We start from the raw sequence: 16638 nt of genomic DNA on the forward strand, positions 1-16638 counted from the left end.
CGCATTCGACATGCGGAGTTTTTTCTGATATATAGAAAAAACTGAATATATGTATACGATCCGGGAGGAACGTGTGAGCAACAAACCCAAGGACAACCGGGAAGGGGCGGTGACTTCGCGCCGTCGTTTCCTGCAGGCGGGCATCGCCGGCGGGGCGACGCTGGCGACGGCGGCCATGGCGCGCGCCGAAGGCGATCCGCTCATTACCGAAGTGCAGGACTGGAACCGCTATCTTGGCGCGGGCGTCGATGAAACGCCCTACGGAATGCCGTCGGAATACGAGGCGCATGTCGTGCGTCGCGATGTCCCGTGGCTGACTGCCGACCCGGTTTCGTCCGTCAACTTCACGCCGCTGCATGAACTCGATGGCATCATCACCCCGAACGGCCTGTGCTTCGAGCGGCACCACGGCGGCACCGCGATCATCGATCCTGCGGATCATCGCCTGATGATCAACGGGCTGGTGGATACGCCGCTCGTGTTCACCATGCAGGACCTGATGCGGTTCCCGCGCGAAAACCGGGTCTACTTCCTCGAATGCGCAGCGAATTCCGGCATGGAGTGGCGCGGTTCCCAGCTCAATGGCTGCCAGTTCACGCACGGCATGGTCCATTGTGTCGTCTATACCGGCGTGCCGCTGAAGCACTTGCTGGCCGAGGCCGGGGTCAAGACCAGCGGCAAGTGGGTGCTGGCCGAGGGGGCGGACGCGTCGGCGATGACGCGCTCCATCCCGATGGAAAAGGCCCTCGATGACTGCCTCGTCGCGTTCAAGATGAACGGAGAGGCATTGCGCCCTGAACAGGGCTATCCGGTCCGCCTCGTCGTGCCGGGCTGGGAAGGCAACATGTGGGTGAAGTGGCTGCGCCGCCTTGAGGTAGGGGACCAGCCTTGGGCGCAGCGCGAGGAAACGTCGAAGTACACGGATCTCCTCGCGAACGGAAAGGCACGCCGGCATACCTGGGTGATGGACGTCAAGTCCGTCATCACCAGCCCGAGCCCCCAGGCGCCTATCACCCACGGCCGCGGCCAGACGGTGATCTCCGGCCTTGCATGGTCCGGATACGGCACCATCAAGCGCGTCGACGTGTCGCTTGATGGCGGGCGCAACTGGCACGAGGCGCGTATCGACGGCCCCAGCCTGCCCAAGGCGCTTCACCGCTTCTACTACGATTTCAACTGGGACGGGTCGGAGCTGCTGCTCCAGTCGCGCGCGATAGATGAGCGCGGTTACATCCAGCCGACCAAGAACGAACTTCGCGCAGCACGCGGCGAGAACTCGATCTATCACAACAACGGCATCCAGACCTGGTATGTCCAAGCCGACGGAGTGGTTGAGAATGTTGAAGTATCTTAAGGCCTCGCTGCTGACCGTCGCCGTCGCAACGCTTGCAACCCAGGCTGCCGCCCAGGATCCGGCACAGGGCGAAAAGGTCTTTCGCAAATGCGCGGCATGCCACTCGGTGGGCGAGGGCGCCAAGAGCCGGGTCGGGCCTCACCTCAACGACCTGTTCGGCCGGAAGGCCGGGACGGTTGACGGGTTCAAGTACTCGGCCGCCATGGTCGCTGCCGGCGAGGGCGGTATCGTCTGGGACGAGCGCACGCTGACCCAGTTCCTGATAAAGCCGCGTGACCTGATAAAGGGAACCAGGATGGCCTTCGCGGGGCTGCGCACGTCAGGCGACGTCGCCAATGTCCTCGAGTATCTGAAGACCTTCGACAAGGATATGGCCGCGTCCGTCGAGACGGCGGAGGCGCCGACGGGCGAGGAAAAGGCTGTCGAGGTCGCGAAGGCCGACGCCCCGGCGCTCGCAGCCGACGCTCCGCTGCCCGATCATGACGGCGTCTTCGGACTGGGACGCGTGGCCACGGATGACGAGATCGCTGCCTGGGACATCGATGTCCGTCCGGATGGCACGGGCCTGCCCGTCGGTCGCGGAACGGTCGCGGACGGGGAGGTGCTCTATACCGACAACTGTGCTGTCTGCCATGGCGACTTCGGCGAGGCGGTCGGGCGCTGGCCGGTTCTGGCGGGTGGTCACGATACGCTGACCGACGAGCGGCCGGAGAAGACGATCGGTTCCTACTGGCCGTATCTGTCGACCGTCTATGACTATGTTCGCAGGGCAATGCCGTTCGGCAACGCGCGTTCGCTGTCCGATGACGATGTCTATGCGATCACGGCATATCTGCTGTATCTCAACGATATCGTCGACGACGAGAACTTCGAGCTGTCGAACGAGAATTTCGCCGAGGTCCGTCTTCCCAACGAGGACAACTTCATACCGGACGACCGGCTGAAGGAACCGCATTACGCGGACAAGAAGGAAGCCTGCATGACCGATTGCAAACCGGGTCCCGTCGAAATCACCATGCGGGCCCGCGTGCTTGACGTCACGCCGGAAGGTGGAGACGATGATGAGAGCGTAGGCGGCGGAATCGACTAGGACTGGCCGAAAATTCTCGTCGTCGGCTTGGGAGTGAGCCGATGCGCATGGAGACAGGAAAACGCACCTTCTTCCGTCGATTGACGAGCGGTGTGCTCGGCTTTTGCCTTGCGGTCTTCCCGATTCCTTTCCTCCCGGCGCTCGCCCAGGATCAGGTGGATCCTGCCGGCGAGCGTCTTTTTTCACTGTGCAGGAACTGCCACGAGGTCGGGGAGGGTGCCCGGCACAAGATCGGCCCGCATCTGGACGGGATCATCGGTCGGGTGGCCGGCTCCATGGACGGGTTCCGCTACTCGAAGGCCATGCGCGAGGCAGGTGAGAACGGCCTCGTCTGGGATGCGGAGACACTTGACGGCTACCTGGCAAAGCCGCGCGAATTCATCAGCGGCAACCGCATGTCGTTCCGCGGCATGGAGGATCCCGAACAACGGGCTGTCCTGATCGCCTGGCTGGCCACCGTATCGGAGAGCGTTCCGGGTTCGCTGGTCGATGACGCCGACAACGGGAGAGAGGCGCGTGAAGCGCGAAGCTTCGCCGACATCGTTCTGGCGATGGAGGGGGACCCGGACTATGGCGAGTATCTGGCAGGCGAGTGCGTGACCTGCCACCAGGAAACGGGTCATGCCGACGGCATACCGTCCATTGTCGGTTTGCCGAGGGAATACTTCGTCAAGGCGCTGTTCGAATACAAGACGAACGTGCGCCGCAACGAAGTCATGAAGTTGCGCGTCTCCAAACTGGCGAACGAGGAAATCGCGGCTCTGGCCGCATATTTCTCCGGATTGGAGCCGCAATAGCGCCCGGTTGACCGGGCTAACCAGAACGGGAGGTTTCACATGACCCAGTTTACAAGGCGCCGTTTCGGCCTAGTCGTCGGGGCAGGCGCGGCAACGCTTGCCATGCCGGCCTATCTCCGTGCACAGGGCAATCCGAAGGTGGTCGTGATAGGCGGCGGTGCCGGTGGCGCGACAGCGGCGCGGTACCTTGCCAAGGACTCCGAGGGGGCGATCGACGTGACGCTGATCGACGACTCCGATCAGTTCACCACGTGTTTCTTTTCCAATCTGTATCTTGGCGGATTCCGGGATTTCGCCTCGATCACCCATTCCTATGACAAGCTGCAATCCGACTACGGGATCACGAAGGTTACCGGCATGGCGGTTTCCGTCGACCGCGACGCGAGGACGGTGACGATGGCCGATGGCGCGACCATTCCATACGATAGGCTCGTGGTTTCTCCGGGTATCGACCTGATCTGGGATTCGGTGCCCGGATATTCCGAGGAGGCTGCCGAGATCGCGCCGCATGCATGGAAGGCGGGCCGGCAGACGCAAATCCTGAAGGAAAAGCTCGATGCGATCGGCGACGGCCAGCAGATCGTGATGGTCGCGCCCCCGAATCCCTATCGTTGTCCGCCGGGTCCGTACGAGCGCGTTTCCATGATGGCGCATGTGCTCAAGGCCAAGGGCGTGGACGCGAAGATCATCATCATCGATCCGAAGGACAAGTTCTCCAAGCAGGGGCTTTTCCAGGAAGGCTGGGAGAAGCACTACCCCGGCATGATCGAATGGTACGGGCCCGACGTTCATGGCGGCATCGAGAGCGTCGATGTGGCCTCGGGAACCGTGGAGACCGGGATCGATACTTTTCGGGGTGACCTGCTCAACGTCATCCCGGCACAGAAGGCCGGCATGATCGCCGCCGAGGCGGGTTTGACGAACGAGACCGGCTTCTGTCCGATAGATGCGGCTTCCATGCGATCGACCGTCGATGAAAACATCTTCGTCATCGGTGATGCTTGCATTGCCGGAGCAATGCCGAAATCGGGATTCTCGGCGAACAGCCAGGCAAAGGTCGCGGCAATGAACATTCGCGGCGACCTGATCGATGCGAAGGTCTTTCCGGCCCGGTATTCCAACACCTGCTGGAGCCTGATCGAGACGGATGACGGGGTGAAGGTCGGCGCGCAATATGCGCCGCAGGAAGGAAAGATCGCCTCGATATCCTCCTTCATCAGCCAGACCGGCGAGGATGCCGCGACCCGAAAGGCAACCTACGAGGAATCGATCGGCTGGTATGCGGGCATAACCGCGGACATGTTCGGCTGACGACTTCGAATGCCGATGGCGGCGGTCGCGCAGAACGCGACCGCCGGGTTCATCGCGCCGCCATGGCGGTTGCTGAGCGTTGTGGCCGCGAGCGCCTGTTTCTGTCCACCAAGCGGTCGGTGATCATGGCGGACAGGATCATCGAAGCGAGCGCGAAAAGCGACGAGATCGCCATTACCGCGCCGCCGGTGAAGCCGGCTCCAATGGTGCAGCCGACCGCGAGAATGCCGCCAAAACCCATCAGGACGCTGCCTGCCGCATAGCGCAGCCAGTGCGGTGTGCCCGGCTCGGCGAAGGTGCGGATGCGGAACGAGCCCGAGAGAATGGACGCTGCGAGGGCGCCGAGCACGGTGCCGGCAAACAGGCCGACATCCATGGAAAGGAAGGACTCGTCGCCGCCGGAGGCGGCGAAGTTCAACGTGTTGGCCAGCGGGCGCATGAAGGACAGGCTGTCGGCCTGGACGGGCTCGAAGACCTGGAGCGAGAAATGATAGGTCAGGTACCAGCCCGCGGCGATAAGGCCGCCAATTGCGATCCCCGCGATTGCTTGAAGCACAGGGAGCCCGCGCAGAACCGCCACCGTGCCGGCGAGGATAGCGAGCAGGAGCCCGGCGCCGAGCCCGGTATATGCTCCGGTGCCCGTGACTGCCGCGAGATCGTTGGTTCCGATGGACGAGGTCATCAGCAGCCCGGCGACCGAGTTGCGTATTGGCACGAGCGGTCCCTGGTAGGTGGCCCAGGCGACAACGGCGATCACGGCAATCGAGAACACGGCGCGCAGGTTTCCCGACGATCCGAGCACGAGAAGGCGGCTGGCGCAGCCGCGCGTCAGGACCATGCCGCCGCCGAACAGCGTGCCCCCGATCACGGCGCCTGACAGGCTTTGGGCCGTGCCGAAGAAACGTGTGTCGGAAAGGTCGACCGCCCCGGCCGCGACAAGCGCCTGCGTTGCGAGGATGGCGGCGGCGAATGCGACCAGCCACAGCGGCAACATGCGTCCCGGCTTGCCGTTCGACAATTCCAGCGCTGCGGAACGGGTGCAGAAACCGGTACGCTCGGCAAGCACTCCGAAGGCAAGCCCAAGTGCCAGGCCGATGACGGCAAATGTCGCGGGTTCGCCGATGGCGTCGATGAGGGGTACGAAGTCCATGGGACGCTCCTGTCGATTCAACCGTTCATAACCGACAACCGCCGTGAACGCGCGGCAGCAGAGTTCTTTCGACAGTCTTCCACGGGAAAACGATCCGCCTTTCGCGGCCAATCGGGGAATCCTATACCTTCGGAGCTCGATCCGGACCGGACGACCGGAAAACCGGCTATCCGGTGACGGATTGGACCTTGGCTTCCTCGACCAGCGTGCTTACGGCCTGGTGCTGGCTGAGAAAGACCTTGCCGGTCAGGTGACCGAAGAAGTCGGAACGGCGCAGCCGGTCCATGACCGGGCCCTTTATCTCGCTCAGGTGAAACTTCACGCCGAGCTGCCGAAGCCGCTCGTTGATCGCTTCCAGCGATTCCAGCGCGCTCATGTCGATCGCGTTGACCGCCGGGCACATGAGGATGACGTGTTTCAGCTTCGGCCGCTGCGCGACCATGTCGTAGATCTTGTCCTCGAGAAATCGCGCGTTTGCGAAATAGAGGCTCTCGTCGACCCGCAATGTGAGGATTTCCTCGTGGGTGATGACGTCATGGCGCAGCACGTTTCGATAGTGCTCGGTTCCCGGCACCTGGCCGACGATCGCCATGTGCGGTTTCGACGAGCGGTAGAGGTGGATCAGGATCGAAAGGGCGACGCCCATCGTCACGCCGATCTCCACGCCGAGGAAGAGCGTTGCCAGGATTGTCACTGTGACGGCGGCGAAGTCGGGGCGCGAATAGATCCAGGTCTTCTTGAGAATCGAGAAGTCCACGAGGGAGAGGACGGCCACGATGATCGTTGCGGCGAGGGTGGCCTGCGGAAGATGGTAGAGAAGCGGGGTCAGGAAGAGCGAGGCCATCAACAGTCCGAGGGCGGTGAACGCGCCCGCGGCGGGGGTTTCCGCGCCCGCGTCGAAATTCACCACCGAGCGTGCGAAACCGCCGGTCACCGGATAGCCGCCCGTGAAGGCGCCGCCGAGATTGGCCATGCCGAGGCCAATGAGTTCCTGGTCGGGATCGATGCGTTGTCGTTTCTTGGCGGCAAGCGTCTGCGCCACCGAGACCGATTCGACGAATCCGATGATCGAGATCAGGATTGCGGAACCGGCAAGGCTGGCCCACAGGTCCGGGGAGAACGATGGTATCGTCAGCGGTGGCAGACCCTGCGGCACGGCACCGACGGTTTTCACGCCGTGATCGGCCAGCGAGAACGCCCAGGCGACGAAGGTCGTCAAGGCGACCACGATAACGGGGCCGGATTTGGCGGCAATGTCCGCGGTGCGCGGCCGCATGCCCTTCGATACGAGAAGCGGCTTGAGGCCCTTGCGAACCCAGAACAATGCTGCCGTGGCGGTCGCACCGATGGCGAACGTCATCCAGTTGATCTCGCCCAGATGCCCGAAGAGCGAGACGAGCAGTTCGAAAAGGTTGTGTCCGGACGCGTCGACGCCGAGGATGTGCTTGAGCTGGCTCGCCGCGATGATGATGCCGGAAGCGGTGATGAATCCCGCGATCACGGGGTGTGACAGGAAATTCGCCAGGAAGCCCAGTCTCAGGAGTCCGATCGCGACAAGGAAGGCGCCCGAGAGAAACGAAAGGGTGATTGCGGCGGCAATGTATTCCGGGGTGCCTTGTTGCGCGATGTTGCCGACGGCGGCTGCCGTCATAAGGGAGACGACGGCTACCGGGCCGACGGCGAGCGCCCGACTGGTTCCGAAGATCGCGTAGAGGATGATCGGCAGGATCGATGCGTAGATTCCCATTTCCGCCGGGAGGCCGGCAAGCAACGCATAGGCAAGCGACTGCGGGATCAGCATGATCGTCACGATCACTGCCGCGAGCATGTCGTTCGCGAACATGGCGCGGTCGTAGCCTTTTCCCCATTCGAGGATCGGCAGGTAGCGTGACAGGATCGCAGGAGAGCCGAGCTTCATCGATTGCTTCAGCCGGGAAGGCGGTCGAGCAGACTTGCCATGTCATAGCCGGCGCGGGCGGCGGCATCACGAAGCTCGTCTTTCGGCTTGCCGGCGAGAATGCCTGCCATCGTCCACAGCATTGTGCAGCGCGTACCCGTCCGGCAGTAGGCGAAGACAGGCCCGTCGCTTCCGCCGACCGCGTCCGCGAACGCGCGGGCGCTGTCCATGTTCATGTTCGCGGACGTAATCGGCTGGAACGTGACGGTCAGGCCCGCGGCGCGGGCAGCCGCGGCAATTTCATCGAATGTCGGCTGTCCGGGGTCTTCGCCGTCCGGACGGTTGCAGACAACCGTCCGGAAACCCGCCCGCGCAAGTTCCTCCATGTGATGGGGCGCGATCTGCGCACAGACCGCAACCTTTTCGTCCAGCCACCTGATATCCATCATCCACTCGCTGTTAGAGGCCGTTGACCGGGACTTTGAGCATGGGGCGCCCGTCCTTGTCCTTCGGGATCTCGCCGGCGCGCATGTTGACCTGAAGGGAGGGGATGATCAGCTTCGGCATGGCGAGCGTGGCATCGCGCTCTTTGCGCATGCGGACGAACTCCTCCTTCGTCCTGCCGCCGCCGACATGGATGTTGTGTGCCTTTTCCTCGGCGACGGTCGTCTCCCACTGTATGTCCCGGCCATTGGGGCCGTAGTCGTGGCACATGAACAGCCGCATGTCGTCCGGCAAGGCAAGGACCTTCTGGATCGAGTCGTAGAGTGTGCCCGCGTCGCCGCCCGGGAAGTCGGCGCGCGCCGAGCCTCCGTCGGGCATGAAGAGGGTGTCGCCCACGAACGCCGCGTCGCCGAAGACATGGGTCATGCAGGCCGGGGTGTGGCCGGGCGTGTACATGGCGAAGGCCTGCAGGTTCCCGACCATGTAGGTGTCGCCGTCCTTGAACAGGGCGTCGAACTGTGACCCGTCGCGCTGGAATTCCGTGCCTTCGTTGAAGATCTTTCCGAAAGTGTCTTGTACGACCATGATCTTCTCGCCGATGCCGACCTTGCCCCCCAGCTTCTGCTGTATGTAGGGCGCAGCGGACAGGTGATCGGCGTGTACATGGGTCTCGATGATCCACTCCAGCTTCAGGTCATTCGCCGAAATGTAGTTGATGATTTCGTCGGCGTGGTCGTAGGTGATCCGGCCGGCTGCATAGTCGATGTCCATGACGGAATCGATCACGGCGCAGGCGGCGCTTTCCGGATCCTTGACAACATAGCTGATGGTGTTCGTTGCCGGGTCGAAGAAGGCCTTCACGTCCGGCTTCACGTCCATTTTCACAGGGTAGTTCGACATCGATGCCTCCATCTTCCGTGCAGTCTGGGTCTAAACGCTCTGCACTTTCAATATGGATGTCTGAAGGGCGCGGGCCGCTACTATACCGAGCATCATCGCACCCACGAACAGGAATGTTTCCGTGTATCCCAGTCCGAGGGCAGGGATCGCGCCACCAGGGCAAAAGCCGGTTACACCCCAACCGATCCCGAACAGGGCCGAGCCGCCGATGAGCCTGGCATCGATCGCGCGGCTTACGGGGAGGTTGAAGGTCTTGTCGAGAACCGGCTGTTCCAGTCTGCCGAAAACCAGCCGGTATCCGATTGCCGTCGTCACGAGGGCGGATATCATCACGACGAGAAGGCTCGGATCCCAGCTGCCGGCAACATCGAAGAAATTGAGTACCTTGGCCGGATTGGCCATGCCGGCGATCGCGATGCCAAGGCCGAAAACCATGCCGATCAGGAGCGCAAGAACGATACGCATGGCTCAAATCCCCCCTAGAACATGGCGCACCACGTAGACGGTGGCGAAGGTCGACGCCATGAAGATGAGGGTCGCGACTATCGATCGGGGAGACAGGCGTGCGATGCCGCAGACCCCATGGCCGCTGGTGCAGCCGGAGCCGACCGTCGCGCCGAAGCCCACGATCACGCCGCCCACGATCAGGGCCGTAGTGGAAACCGGTACGTCGAAGGGGATGTCGATGCCTCCTGCCAGCATGAGAAACGGCGCGAGTACCGATCCCGCGAGAAAGGAGGCGCGCCAGGGCCAGTCAGGCGCCAACGGCGGAACGATGCCCCCGACGATGCCTGTCATGCCCGCAATGCGGCCGTGCAGCGCCATCAGGAGAACCGATGCCAGTCCGATCAACAGACCGCCAAGCGCTGCGGCAAGCGGCGTGAACTCCGTTGTCATTCGTTTCCTCCCAATTGCCCGATTACCCTTCTGAATGCTGCGCCAAGGCGACCGGATCGAAGCCGGCAACTGAATTACGGCAGAACCCGATCGCAGCGATTTTCCCGTTTCACTTGCCTTCAGATGACATGACACATATATTTGTAACCATGAATATGCAAGAGATTGAATATAAAAAGATGGACATGGCGGCGTTCGAGGAAAAGATACTCGACGCGTCCCGGCTGCTGGAGATGATGGCGCATCACCAACGGTTGCGAATTCTGTGCCTTCTGATGGAAGGCGAGCGCAGCGTTTGCAGCCTGGTGGATGCGACCGGGCTCACACAGCCCGCCATTTCGCATCACCTGAAAAAGTTGCGCGACGCGAATCTCGTGAAGACGCGCCGCGATGCGCAAACCATCTACTACTCGCTGCAGGGTGGCGAGGTGGAATCGGTGCTCCGTACCTTGAACGGCATATACTGCACCTGAGAAATGGCAGCGGGGGCATGACCGGCGAGCGCGTTGGCGTGCCCATTTGCCTGCAGCGTCGGGAATGCTAATGGGGCGGGCCATGTGGGGATACCGGAACCCCATGCAACTGCATCGGCACGGAGGACTGTAACGTGCAATTTGCCCTGCTCAACGGCGTAACGATTCACTACCAGACGATCGGTGCACCCGCCGGCAAGCCCGTGATTGTGTTCTCCAATGCGCTCGGGACCGATTTTCGTATCTGGCGTGACGTGATCGTGAGGCTGGCAGGCGATTACGCCATTGTCACCTACGACATGCGCGGACATGGTCTGTCGGATATTGGCGAAGCACCATATTCGATGGACGATCACGTCTCCGATCTGGAGGCGCTGCTGGACCATCTCGAACTGAAACAGGCGATCATATGCGGCCTGTCGGTAGGCGGCATGGTTGCCCAGGGGCTTTACACGCGGCGTCGCGATCTGGTCCGGGCGCTCATCCTGTGCGATACGGCCTCGAAAATCGGCGATGCCCATGGCTGGAACAGCCGTATAGAGGCCGTGAATGGCGGCGGCATCGCAGCAATTGCGGACAGCATACTCGAGCGATGGTTCACGGCCGATTTCCGCAGGCCCGGCAACCCGGAATTTGCCGGCTACCGCAACATGCTGACGCGTACTCCGGTGGAAGGTTACGCCGGAACGTGCGCAGCCTTGCGCGACTGCGACTACACGCACGAGGCCGGTCAGATCGGCGTTCCGGCGCTTTGTGTCGTCGGTGAACAGGACGGTTCGACGCCGCCCGATGTCGTGCTCGATACGGCCAAGCGCATTCCGGGCGCCCGTTACGAGGTCATCAGCGGGGCAGGGCATATGCCCTGCGTCGAGCAGCCGGAAACGCTGTCAGCCGTTATCCGGGCCTTCATTTCCGATCTCGACACCGGCGGACGCGAAGGATAGACGTCACCAGCATTTCGAACCGGGGGGATTCCGAGACATGGCCGATGCTTTCATCTGTGACTACATTCGCACGCCGATCGGCCGCTTTGGCGGCGTACTTTCCGGGGTGCGCGCAGACGATCTCGGGGCTATCCCGATCCGTGCGCTGACGGAGCGCAACAAGGATGTCGACTGGGAGGCGGTTGACGAGGTCTATTACGGATGCGCCAATCAGGCCGGCGAGGACAACCGCAACGTCGCGCGCATGAGCCTGCTGCTGGCCGGCCTGCCGGTCAGTGTTCCCGGCACCACGATCAACCGGCTGTGCGGCTCCGGCATGGATGCGGTGATCATGGCCGCGCGGGCCATCAGGGCAGGCGAGATTGACATGGCGATCGCCGGCGGCGTGGAAAGCATGAGCCGAGCGCCCTTCGTCATGCCGAAGGCCGATACCGCCTTTTCCCGCCATGCCGAAATCCATGACACGACCATTGGCTGGCGTTTTGTCAATCCGCTGCTGAAGGAACAGTACGGCGTAGATTCCATGCCGGAGACCGGCGAGAACGTGGCCGAGGATTTCCATGTGTCGCGCCAGGAACAGGATGAATTCGCACTGCGCTCGCAGACGAGGGCCAAGGCTGCGCAGGGGAATGGCCGGTTGGCGAAGGAAATCGTCGAGGTGACGATTCCGCAGCGCAAGGGCGAACCGGTCGTCGTCGATACCGATGAACATCCGCGCGAAACCACTCTGGAGGCATTGGGAAAACTGCGCACGCCGTTCCGCGAGAATGGCAGCGTGACCGCGGGCAATGCCTCGGGCGTCAATGACGGCGCGGCGGCGCTGATCGTCGCGTCGGAGGCGGCCGCGCGCAAGAACGGCCTCACGCCGATCGCACGCATCGTTGGTGGCGCGACCGCGGGCGTCCCGCCACGCATCATGGGCATCGGGCCGGCGCCCGCGACGAAGAAGCTGTGCGCCCGCCTCGGGTTGACGCCTCGGGACTTCGACGTGATCGAGCTGAACGAGGCTTTTGCCAGCCAGTCGATTGCCGTGCTGCGCGAGCTCGGAATTGCCGAGGATGCCGGGCATGTTAATCCGAATGGCGGGGCGATCGCGCTCGGTCATCCGCTGGGCATGTCGGGGGCGCGTATCACCGGCACGGCCGCGCTGGAAATGCGTGAGCGTGGCGCCAAACGCGCGCTTGCGACCATGTGCATTGGCGTTGGTCAGGGCATCGCTGTCGCGCTCGAGGCTGTGTGACGGAACCGGACGCCAACGAAAAATGCACCGACCGATGCGATCGGTGCATGTCCATTTCGGAAATCACATCGGCGCGGGACGGGTTCACGCAGTGGTGCCATCCCATATTTCCTCCGCCTTCTTGACGACCAGTTCGAGCTGGCGCTGCTGGTCGTCAAAGGTGATCTAGTTGCCTTACTGCGTGCTTCCCTGACCGATTCCGGCCGCAGGATTCTGCCGACGTGGTCGGCGCGGAAAGGCGGTTCGGCAACGCTCGTCGGAATCTCCGCATGCGAGACAATATGATGCGCTGCGTGCAGGTTGGATGCCCGAACGTCGCAACGGCGCTGCCGGATGTCATGGCCAATCGGCGAAATTCGGAGGTGAGAATTCTTCCGGTTCAGGATTGGAAGACACCGTCAGGCGCCGGAAACGGCCGGGTGTAAGGCCGGTCATCCGGCGGAAGAAATTTGAGAAATGGGCGGGATCCTTGAATCCGAGCGAATAGCTCAGTTGCTTGACGGAAAGGGTCGAGCGTTCGAGGCCGAGTGCCGCCTCGCGGGCGAGGCGCTCCGCGATCAGTGACTTGGGCGTTTTGCCGAGTTCGCGCATGCATATGGCGTGCAGTCGGTCGTGCGTGATGCCGAGTTCGCGCGCGTAGTAACCGACCGGATGGTGTGCCCTGAAGCCGGCCTCGAGCAACTGGCGGAATCGCTGCAGGTAGTGCGCATTGTTTCCATGGGTCGCCATCGCAACTTCGTCGACGCCGGAGGCACGCAGGATCGTGACCAGGACGATCCGCAAATGCGCTGCAATCATCATGCCGGTGGCCGCCTGCGGTGCGGTCAACTCGCTGCCTATGCTGTTCAGACCCGTGCAGATCGTCTTGTGCGAGGCCGCATCCTCTGCCAGCGATCGTGTCCAGTCGCTTTCGAACAGGGTGTGCATCGCGGCCGATTCGAAGAAGTCGCCGATCGCGCGAGACAATGTTTCCTCGGCGATCTCTGCGATATGGGCCGAGGAACCCGCCTCCATGATCAATCGGAAATCACCGGCACTCCGGCGCCACGCAATTGTCGGCCCGGAAAGTGCAACTCTGCCGTCGCGTCCCTCAATGCTCGCATCGCCGTCGGAGAGGAGAAACAGAATGCGTGCATCGGGACCCAGCCCGCGGTTCAACGTTTCAATGCGGCGTTGCAAACCGCCTTCAACGCGGTTCAGGTAGATGGGGAGAGGTGTGAATTGAGGCAGGTTGTGCATCATCACCGACCGCAGCCTGTTTCCGGGGGTGGTGGCAATCTAGCCCACTTTTCTGCAATATTCGACCAGTATTTCGCATTTTCTTTCGAGCCCGTTACGCTATCCTTCCGCCCGGAGGAATTTTGGCTTTCTCCCGCTTCGAACAGATGAAGTTCTGAGCGGCCAGGAAAGGCAGGTCAGGGAGGAGGAATGCTTGAAGCGGCGCTCCTTATAGACAGCGATCTGGTTCCCGCCACCGGCGGCCAGACTTTCGAGCGGATCGACCCCGTTTCGCGGGCGGTTTCTACGCGTGCCAGCGCGGCGACTGTCGATGATGCCAATCGCGCCGCGAATTCCGCTGCTCGCGCGTTTCCCGCATGGTCCGAGACATCTCCGAGCGAACGGCGTGCCGTACTCAACAAAGCCGCCGATCTCGTCATTGAGCGGTCGGAAGACTTCGTCGCCGCGATGATTGCGGAAACCGGCAGTACTGCTGCTTGGGGAGAGTTCAATTGCCGCCTGGCGGCCAGCATCCTTCGCGAGGCCGGTGCAATGGCAAGCCAGGCCACGGGAGAGGTGGTTCCGGCGGACAAGCCCGGTTCATTCGCGATGGCAATACGCCAGCCCTGTGGGGTTGTCTTTTCGATGGCTCCCTGGAACGCGCCGGTCATCCTGTCCGCGCGCAGCGTCGCCATGCCGTTGGCTCTTGGCAACACGGTTGTAATGAAAGGGTCGGAGCTTTGTCCGCGCACTCACAGCCTTCTCGGGGAGGTGCTGAATGCGGCGGGACTGCCCAAGGGATGCATCAATGTCATTCATTCCGCGCCGGAGATGGCGCCGGAAATCGTGGAGACATTGATCGCGCACAAGGCGGTTCGGCGAGTGAATTTCACCGGATCGACGCGTGTGGGGCGGATGATCGCGGAAAAGGCTGCCAGGTACCTGAAGCGCTGCCTGCTGGAACTTGGCGGAAAGGCGCCGCTGGTCGTTCTTGACGACGCCGATGTCGGAGCCGCCGTCGACGCGGCGGTGTTCGGCGCATTCTTCAATCAGGGCCAGATCTGCATGGCAACGGAACGCGTGGTCATCGATGAAAGTATCGCCGACGAATTCGTCGAAAGATTCCGGGTACGCGCAGAAAAGATCCGGGCGAGCGACCCGCGTGATCCGAACTGCGTGCTGGGTGCAATGATCACGGAGCAGGCCGCGCAACGCGTTAAGGGGCTGATCGATGACGCCGAAATGAAAGGCGCCGACCTCGTGACCGGTGCCCGCCAGGAAGGCGTGTTCGTGGATCCTGCAATCCTCGACAATGTCTCGCCCGCAATGCGCATCTATCATGAGGAAAGTTTCGGCCCGGTGGCCTCGATTATCCGCGTCCGCGGCGACGACGAAGCCGTCTCCGTTGCCAACGATACGGAGTATGGACTCGCGGCAGCGGTGTTCAGTCGCGATGTGGGGCGGGCGCTGGCCATTGCGCGGCGCTTGGAAAGCGGCATTTGTCACATCAACTCGGCGACCATCCATGACGAGCCGCAGATGCCGTTCGGAGGCGTGAAGGCGTCCGGCTATGGCCGCTTCGGCGGCAAGGCCGGCATAGACGAGTTTACCGAGCTTCGCTGGATCACCATCCAAGAAGGCGAAAACCGATACCCGCTCTAGGGATCGGACCTTGCAGACCTTCGTTCAAAAGGGAGGATATCAATGGAACGCAGAACGCTTTTCAAGACTATCGCGGCGACGCTTTTGGCAAGTACGCTGGCTGCTGGCCCCGTGCTTGCCGACGGCGTGATCAGGATCGGCGCGAGCGCTCCGAAAACCGGACCGCTCGCCGGTGGCGCAGCGGTGACCTACTGGCCCGCGATCAAGCTCTGGGTTCATGATGTAAACGAACGTGGCGGCATCGATGTCGGCGGCGAAAAGATGAAGGTCGAGTTGGTTGAGTACGATGACCGTACCTCCAACGAGGAGGCGATAAAGAACATCCAGCGCCTTGCGACCGTCGACAAGGTGGACTTCATTGTTCCTCCTTACGGAACCGGCATCAATCTGGCCACTGCGCCCCTGATCGCGAAATATGGCTATCCGCACATCGCCGTCACAGCGGTTGCCGATGGCATCGAGGAATTTGCCAAACGCTGGCCAAACTCCTTCTGGACGCTCGGTACGTCAACGGCCATGGCGACTTCTCTCGTGGATGTTCTGGTCGAGATGCGCAATGCTGGGCAGATCAACGAGAAGGTGGCCCTGGTCAACGTGGCCGACTCCTTCGGCATCGAACTCGTCAATGCTGGCAAGCCGGCGCTGGAGGCGGCGGGATTCGACATCGTCTACGAGACTTCCTATCCGCTTCAGCAGCAGGATTTTGCGCCGATCATCTCGGGTGCGAAGAACGCTGCTCCGGACACCTTTGTCGCCTTCTCCTATCCGGGTGACACATTCGGTCTGACCAAGCAGGCAGCCATAGCCGATCTTCCGGTCAAGGCGTTCTATGTGGGCGTGGCAACGGCCTTTCCGGCATTCCCTGCTGCCAATGGCGATGCCGCAAACGGGATCATGGGGGTTGGCGGGGTGAATGCCGACAGCGAACTCTATCAGGATTTTGCGTCCCGGCAGAAAGAAGTGACAGGCGAAGCGCCGGACTACTGGGCAAGCCCGGTGCAGTACGCCAGTCTCCAGGTCCTCGAGCAGGCCATTACGGATGCCGGCACTCTCGACAAAGCTGCCGTGATCGATGCGATCAAGAACGGCACCTTCGATACCATAATGGGCGAGTGGACCTTCGAGGATAACATCATCACAAAATACTGGACGGTTGGGCAGTGGCAGGATGGCGTGTTCCGCGGCATCGCGTCGACAGGTGTCGGCGGCGAGGCCGAGCCGATCCTGAAGTCGGGCTGGAACTGAGATCGGGGAACGCGAC

Annotated in this window: 16 protein-coding genes; 9 read left to right on the plus strand and 7 right to left on the minus strand. The window is 62.1% G+C overall.

Annotation, left to right across the window (positions count from 1 at the left end; genetic code table 11):
* Window positions 1-49: 49 nt before the first annotated feature.
* The 4 genes from soxC to HTY61_RS03425 are packed head-to-tail and all read left to right on the plus strand — an operon-like array spanning window position 50 to window position 4552.
* Complete coding sequence (soxC, locus tag HTY61_RS03410) at window positions 50-1354, plus strand: sulfite dehydrogenase (protein WP_175275483.1); 1305 nt, start codon at window positions 50-52, stop codon at window positions 1352-1354.
* The gene (locus HTY61_RS03415; protein WP_175275484.1) at window positions 1338-2444 is read left to right on the plus strand and encodes a c-type cytochrome; all 1107 of its coding nucleotides are present in this window, start codon (window positions 1338-1340) and stop codon (window positions 2442-2444) included. Before soxC ends, HTY61_RS03415 begins: the two co-directional genes overlap by 17 nt.
* A 41-nt stretch (window positions 2445-2485) precedes the next feature.
* Complete coding sequence (locus tag HTY61_RS03420) at window positions 2486-3241, plus strand: c-type cytochrome (protein WP_246272908.1); 756 nt, start codon at window positions 2486-2488, stop codon at window positions 3239-3241.
* Window positions 3242-3280: 39 nt separating this feature from the next.
* On the plus strand, window positions 3281-4552 hold the full coding sequence (locus HTY61_RS03425) for an NAD(P)/FAD-dependent oxidoreductase (protein ID WP_175275485.1): 1272 nt from the start codon (window positions 3281-3283) through the stop codon (window positions 4550-4552).
* A gap of 49 nt (window positions 4553-4601) precedes the next feature.
* Here HTY61_RS03425 and HTY61_RS03430 read toward each other — a convergent pair whose 3' ends face one another.
* From HTY61_RS03430 to HTY61_RS03455, 6 genes are all read right to left on the minus strand, one after another.
* A complete protein-coding gene (locus HTY61_RS03430) occupies window positions 4602-5702 on the minus strand; it encodes a YeeE/YedE family protein (protein WP_175275486.1) in 1101 nt (366 codons plus the stop codon).
* Between the two features lie 166 nt (window positions 5703-5868).
* On the minus strand, window positions 5869-7620 hold the full coding sequence (locus HTY61_RS03435; RefSeq protein WP_175275487.1) for a SulP family inorganic anion transporter: 1752 nt from the start codon (window positions 7618-7620) through the stop codon (window positions 5869-5871).
* Window positions 7621-7628: 8 nt separating this feature from the next.
* Window positions 7629-8045 (minus strand): protein tyrosine phosphatase family protein, encoded by a 417-nt coding sequence (locus HTY61_RS03440; RefSeq protein ID WP_175275488.1) that lies wholly within the window; start codon window positions 8043-8045, stop codon window positions 7629-7631.
* Window positions 8046-8058: 13 nt separating this feature from the next.
* Window positions 8059-8943, minus strand: coding sequence for an MBL fold metallo-hydrolase (locus HTY61_RS03445; protein ID WP_175275489.1), 885 nt, complete (start codon window positions 8941-8943; stop codon window positions 8059-8061).
* Between the two features lie 30 nt (window positions 8944-8973).
* The gene (locus HTY61_RS03450; RefSeq protein WP_175275490.1) at window positions 8974-9408 is read right to left on the minus strand and encodes a DUF6691 family protein; all 435 of its coding nucleotides are present in this window, start codon (window positions 9406-9408) and stop codon (window positions 8974-8976) included.
* Between the two features lie 3 nt (window positions 9409-9411).
* Entirely contained in the window at window positions 9412-9840 is a 429-nt protein-coding gene (locus HTY61_RS03455) for a YeeE/YedE family protein (RefSeq protein ID WP_175275491.1), read from the minus strand.
* On the opposite strand from HTY61_RS03455, the gene HTY61_RS19585 reads away from it, so the two are divergent.
* The 3 genes from HTY61_RS19585 (at window position 9834) to pcaF (ending at window position 12497) form a co-directional block, all read left to right on the plus strand.
* The gene (locus tag HTY61_RS19585) at window positions 9834-10313 is read left to right on the plus strand and encodes an ArsR/SmtB family transcription factor (RefSeq protein WP_281367569.1); all 480 of its coding nucleotides are present in this window, start codon (window positions 9834-9836) and stop codon (window positions 10311-10313) included. The genes HTY61_RS03455 and HTY61_RS19585 overlap by 7 nt on opposite strands.
* Window positions 10314-10447: 134 nt before the next feature.
* Window positions 10448-11257 carry a 3-oxoadipate enol-lactonase gene (gene pcaD / locus HTY61_RS03465; protein ID WP_175275492.1) on the plus strand — a complete coding sequence of 270 codons (810 nt, stop codon included), beginning with the start codon at window positions 10448-10450 and terminating at the stop codon, window positions 11255-11257.
* Between the two features lie 37 nt (window positions 11258-11294).
* Window positions 11295-12497 (plus strand): 3-oxoadipyl-CoA thiolase, encoded by a 1203-nt coding sequence (gene pcaF / locus HTY61_RS03470; RefSeq protein ID WP_175275493.1) that lies wholly within the window; start codon window positions 11295-11297, stop codon window positions 12495-12497.
* Between the two features lie 336 nt (window positions 12498-12833).
* Here the strand turns inward: pcaF and HTY61_RS03475 are convergent, their stop codons facing one another.
* Entirely contained in the window at window positions 12834-13511 is a 678-nt protein-coding gene (locus HTY61_RS03475) for an AraC family transcriptional regulator (RefSeq protein WP_246273001.1), read from the minus strand.
* 414 nt (window positions 13512-13925) lie between these two features.
* On the opposite strand from HTY61_RS03475, the gene HTY61_RS03480 reads away from it, so the two are divergent.
* Window positions 13926-15377 (plus strand): aldehyde dehydrogenase, encoded by a 1452-nt coding sequence (locus HTY61_RS03480; RefSeq protein ID WP_175275495.1) that lies wholly within the window; start codon window positions 13926-13928, stop codon window positions 15375-15377.
* A gap of 42 nt (window positions 15378-15419) precedes the next feature.
* The gene (locus tag HTY61_RS03485; RefSeq protein ID WP_175275496.1) at window positions 15420-16622 is read left to right on the plus strand and encodes an amino acid ABC transporter substrate-binding protein; all 1203 of its coding nucleotides are present in this window, start codon (window positions 15420-15422) and stop codon (window positions 16620-16622) included.
* Window positions 16623-16638: the final 16 nt, after the last annotated feature.

The sequence above is a fragment of the Oricola thermophila genome (assembly GCF_013358405.1).
Taxonomy (GTDB): Bacteria; Pseudomonadota; Alphaproteobacteria; order Rhizobiales; family Rhizobiaceae; genus Oricola; species Oricola thermophila.

What these genes read in the sequence shown, in the direction of transcription:
- soxC (WP_175275483.1), top strand. Translation starts at nt 50, where the DNA reads ATGTATACGATCCGGGAGGAACGTGTGAGCAACAAACCCAAGGACAAC.
- HTY61_RS03415 (WP_175275484.1), top strand. Translation starts at nt 1,338, where the DNA reads ATGTTGAAGTATCTTAAGGCCTCGCTGCTGACCGTCGCCGTCGCAACG.
- HTY61_RS03420 (WP_246272908.1), top strand. Translation starts at nt 2,486, where the DNA reads ATGCGCATGGAGACAGGAAAACGCACCTTCTTCCGTCGATTGACGAGC.
- HTY61_RS03425 (WP_175275485.1), top strand. Translation starts at nt 3,281, where the DNA reads ATGACCCAGTTTACAAGGCGCCGTTTCGGCCTAGTCGTCGGGGCAGGC.
- HTY61_RS03430 (WP_175275486.1), bottom strand. Translation starts at nt 5,702, where the DNA reads ATGGACTTCGTACCCCTCATCGACGCCATCGGCGAACCCGCGACATTT.
- HTY61_RS03435 (WP_175275487.1), bottom strand. Translation starts at nt 7,620, where the DNA reads ATGAAGCTCGGCTCTCCTGCGATCCTGTCACGCTACCTGCCGATCCTC.
- HTY61_RS03440 (WP_175275488.1), bottom strand. Translation starts at nt 8,045, where the DNA reads ATGGATATCAGGTGGCTGGACGAAAAGGTTGCGGTCTGTGCGCAGATC.
- HTY61_RS03445 (WP_175275489.1), bottom strand. Translation starts at nt 8,943, where the DNA reads ATGTCGAACTACCCTGTGAAAATGGACGTGAAGCCGGACGTGAAGGCC.
- HTY61_RS03450 (WP_175275490.1), bottom strand. Translation starts at nt 9,408, where the DNA reads ATGCGTATCGTTCTTGCGCTCCTGATCGGCATGGTTTTCGGCCTTGGC.
- HTY61_RS03455 (WP_175275491.1), bottom strand. Translation starts at nt 9,840, where the DNA reads ATGACAACGGAGTTCACGCCGCTTGCCGCAGCGCTTGGCGGTCTGTTG.
- pcaF (WP_175275493.1), top strand. Translation starts at nt 11,295, where the DNA reads ATGGCCGATGCTTTCATCTGTGACTACATTCGCACGCCGATCGGCCGC.
- HTY61_RS03475 (WP_246273001.1), bottom strand. Translation starts at nt 13,511, where the DNA reads ATGGAGGCGGGTTCCTCGGCCCATATCGCAGAGATCGCCGAGGAAACA.
- HTY61_RS03480 (WP_175275495.1), top strand. Translation starts at nt 13,926, where the DNA reads ATGCTTGAAGCGGCGCTCCTTATAGACAGCGATCTGGTTCCCGCCACC.
- HTY61_RS03485 (WP_175275496.1), top strand. Translation starts at nt 15,420, where the DNA reads ATGGAACGCAGAACGCTTTTCAAGACTATCGCGGCGACGCTTTTGGCA.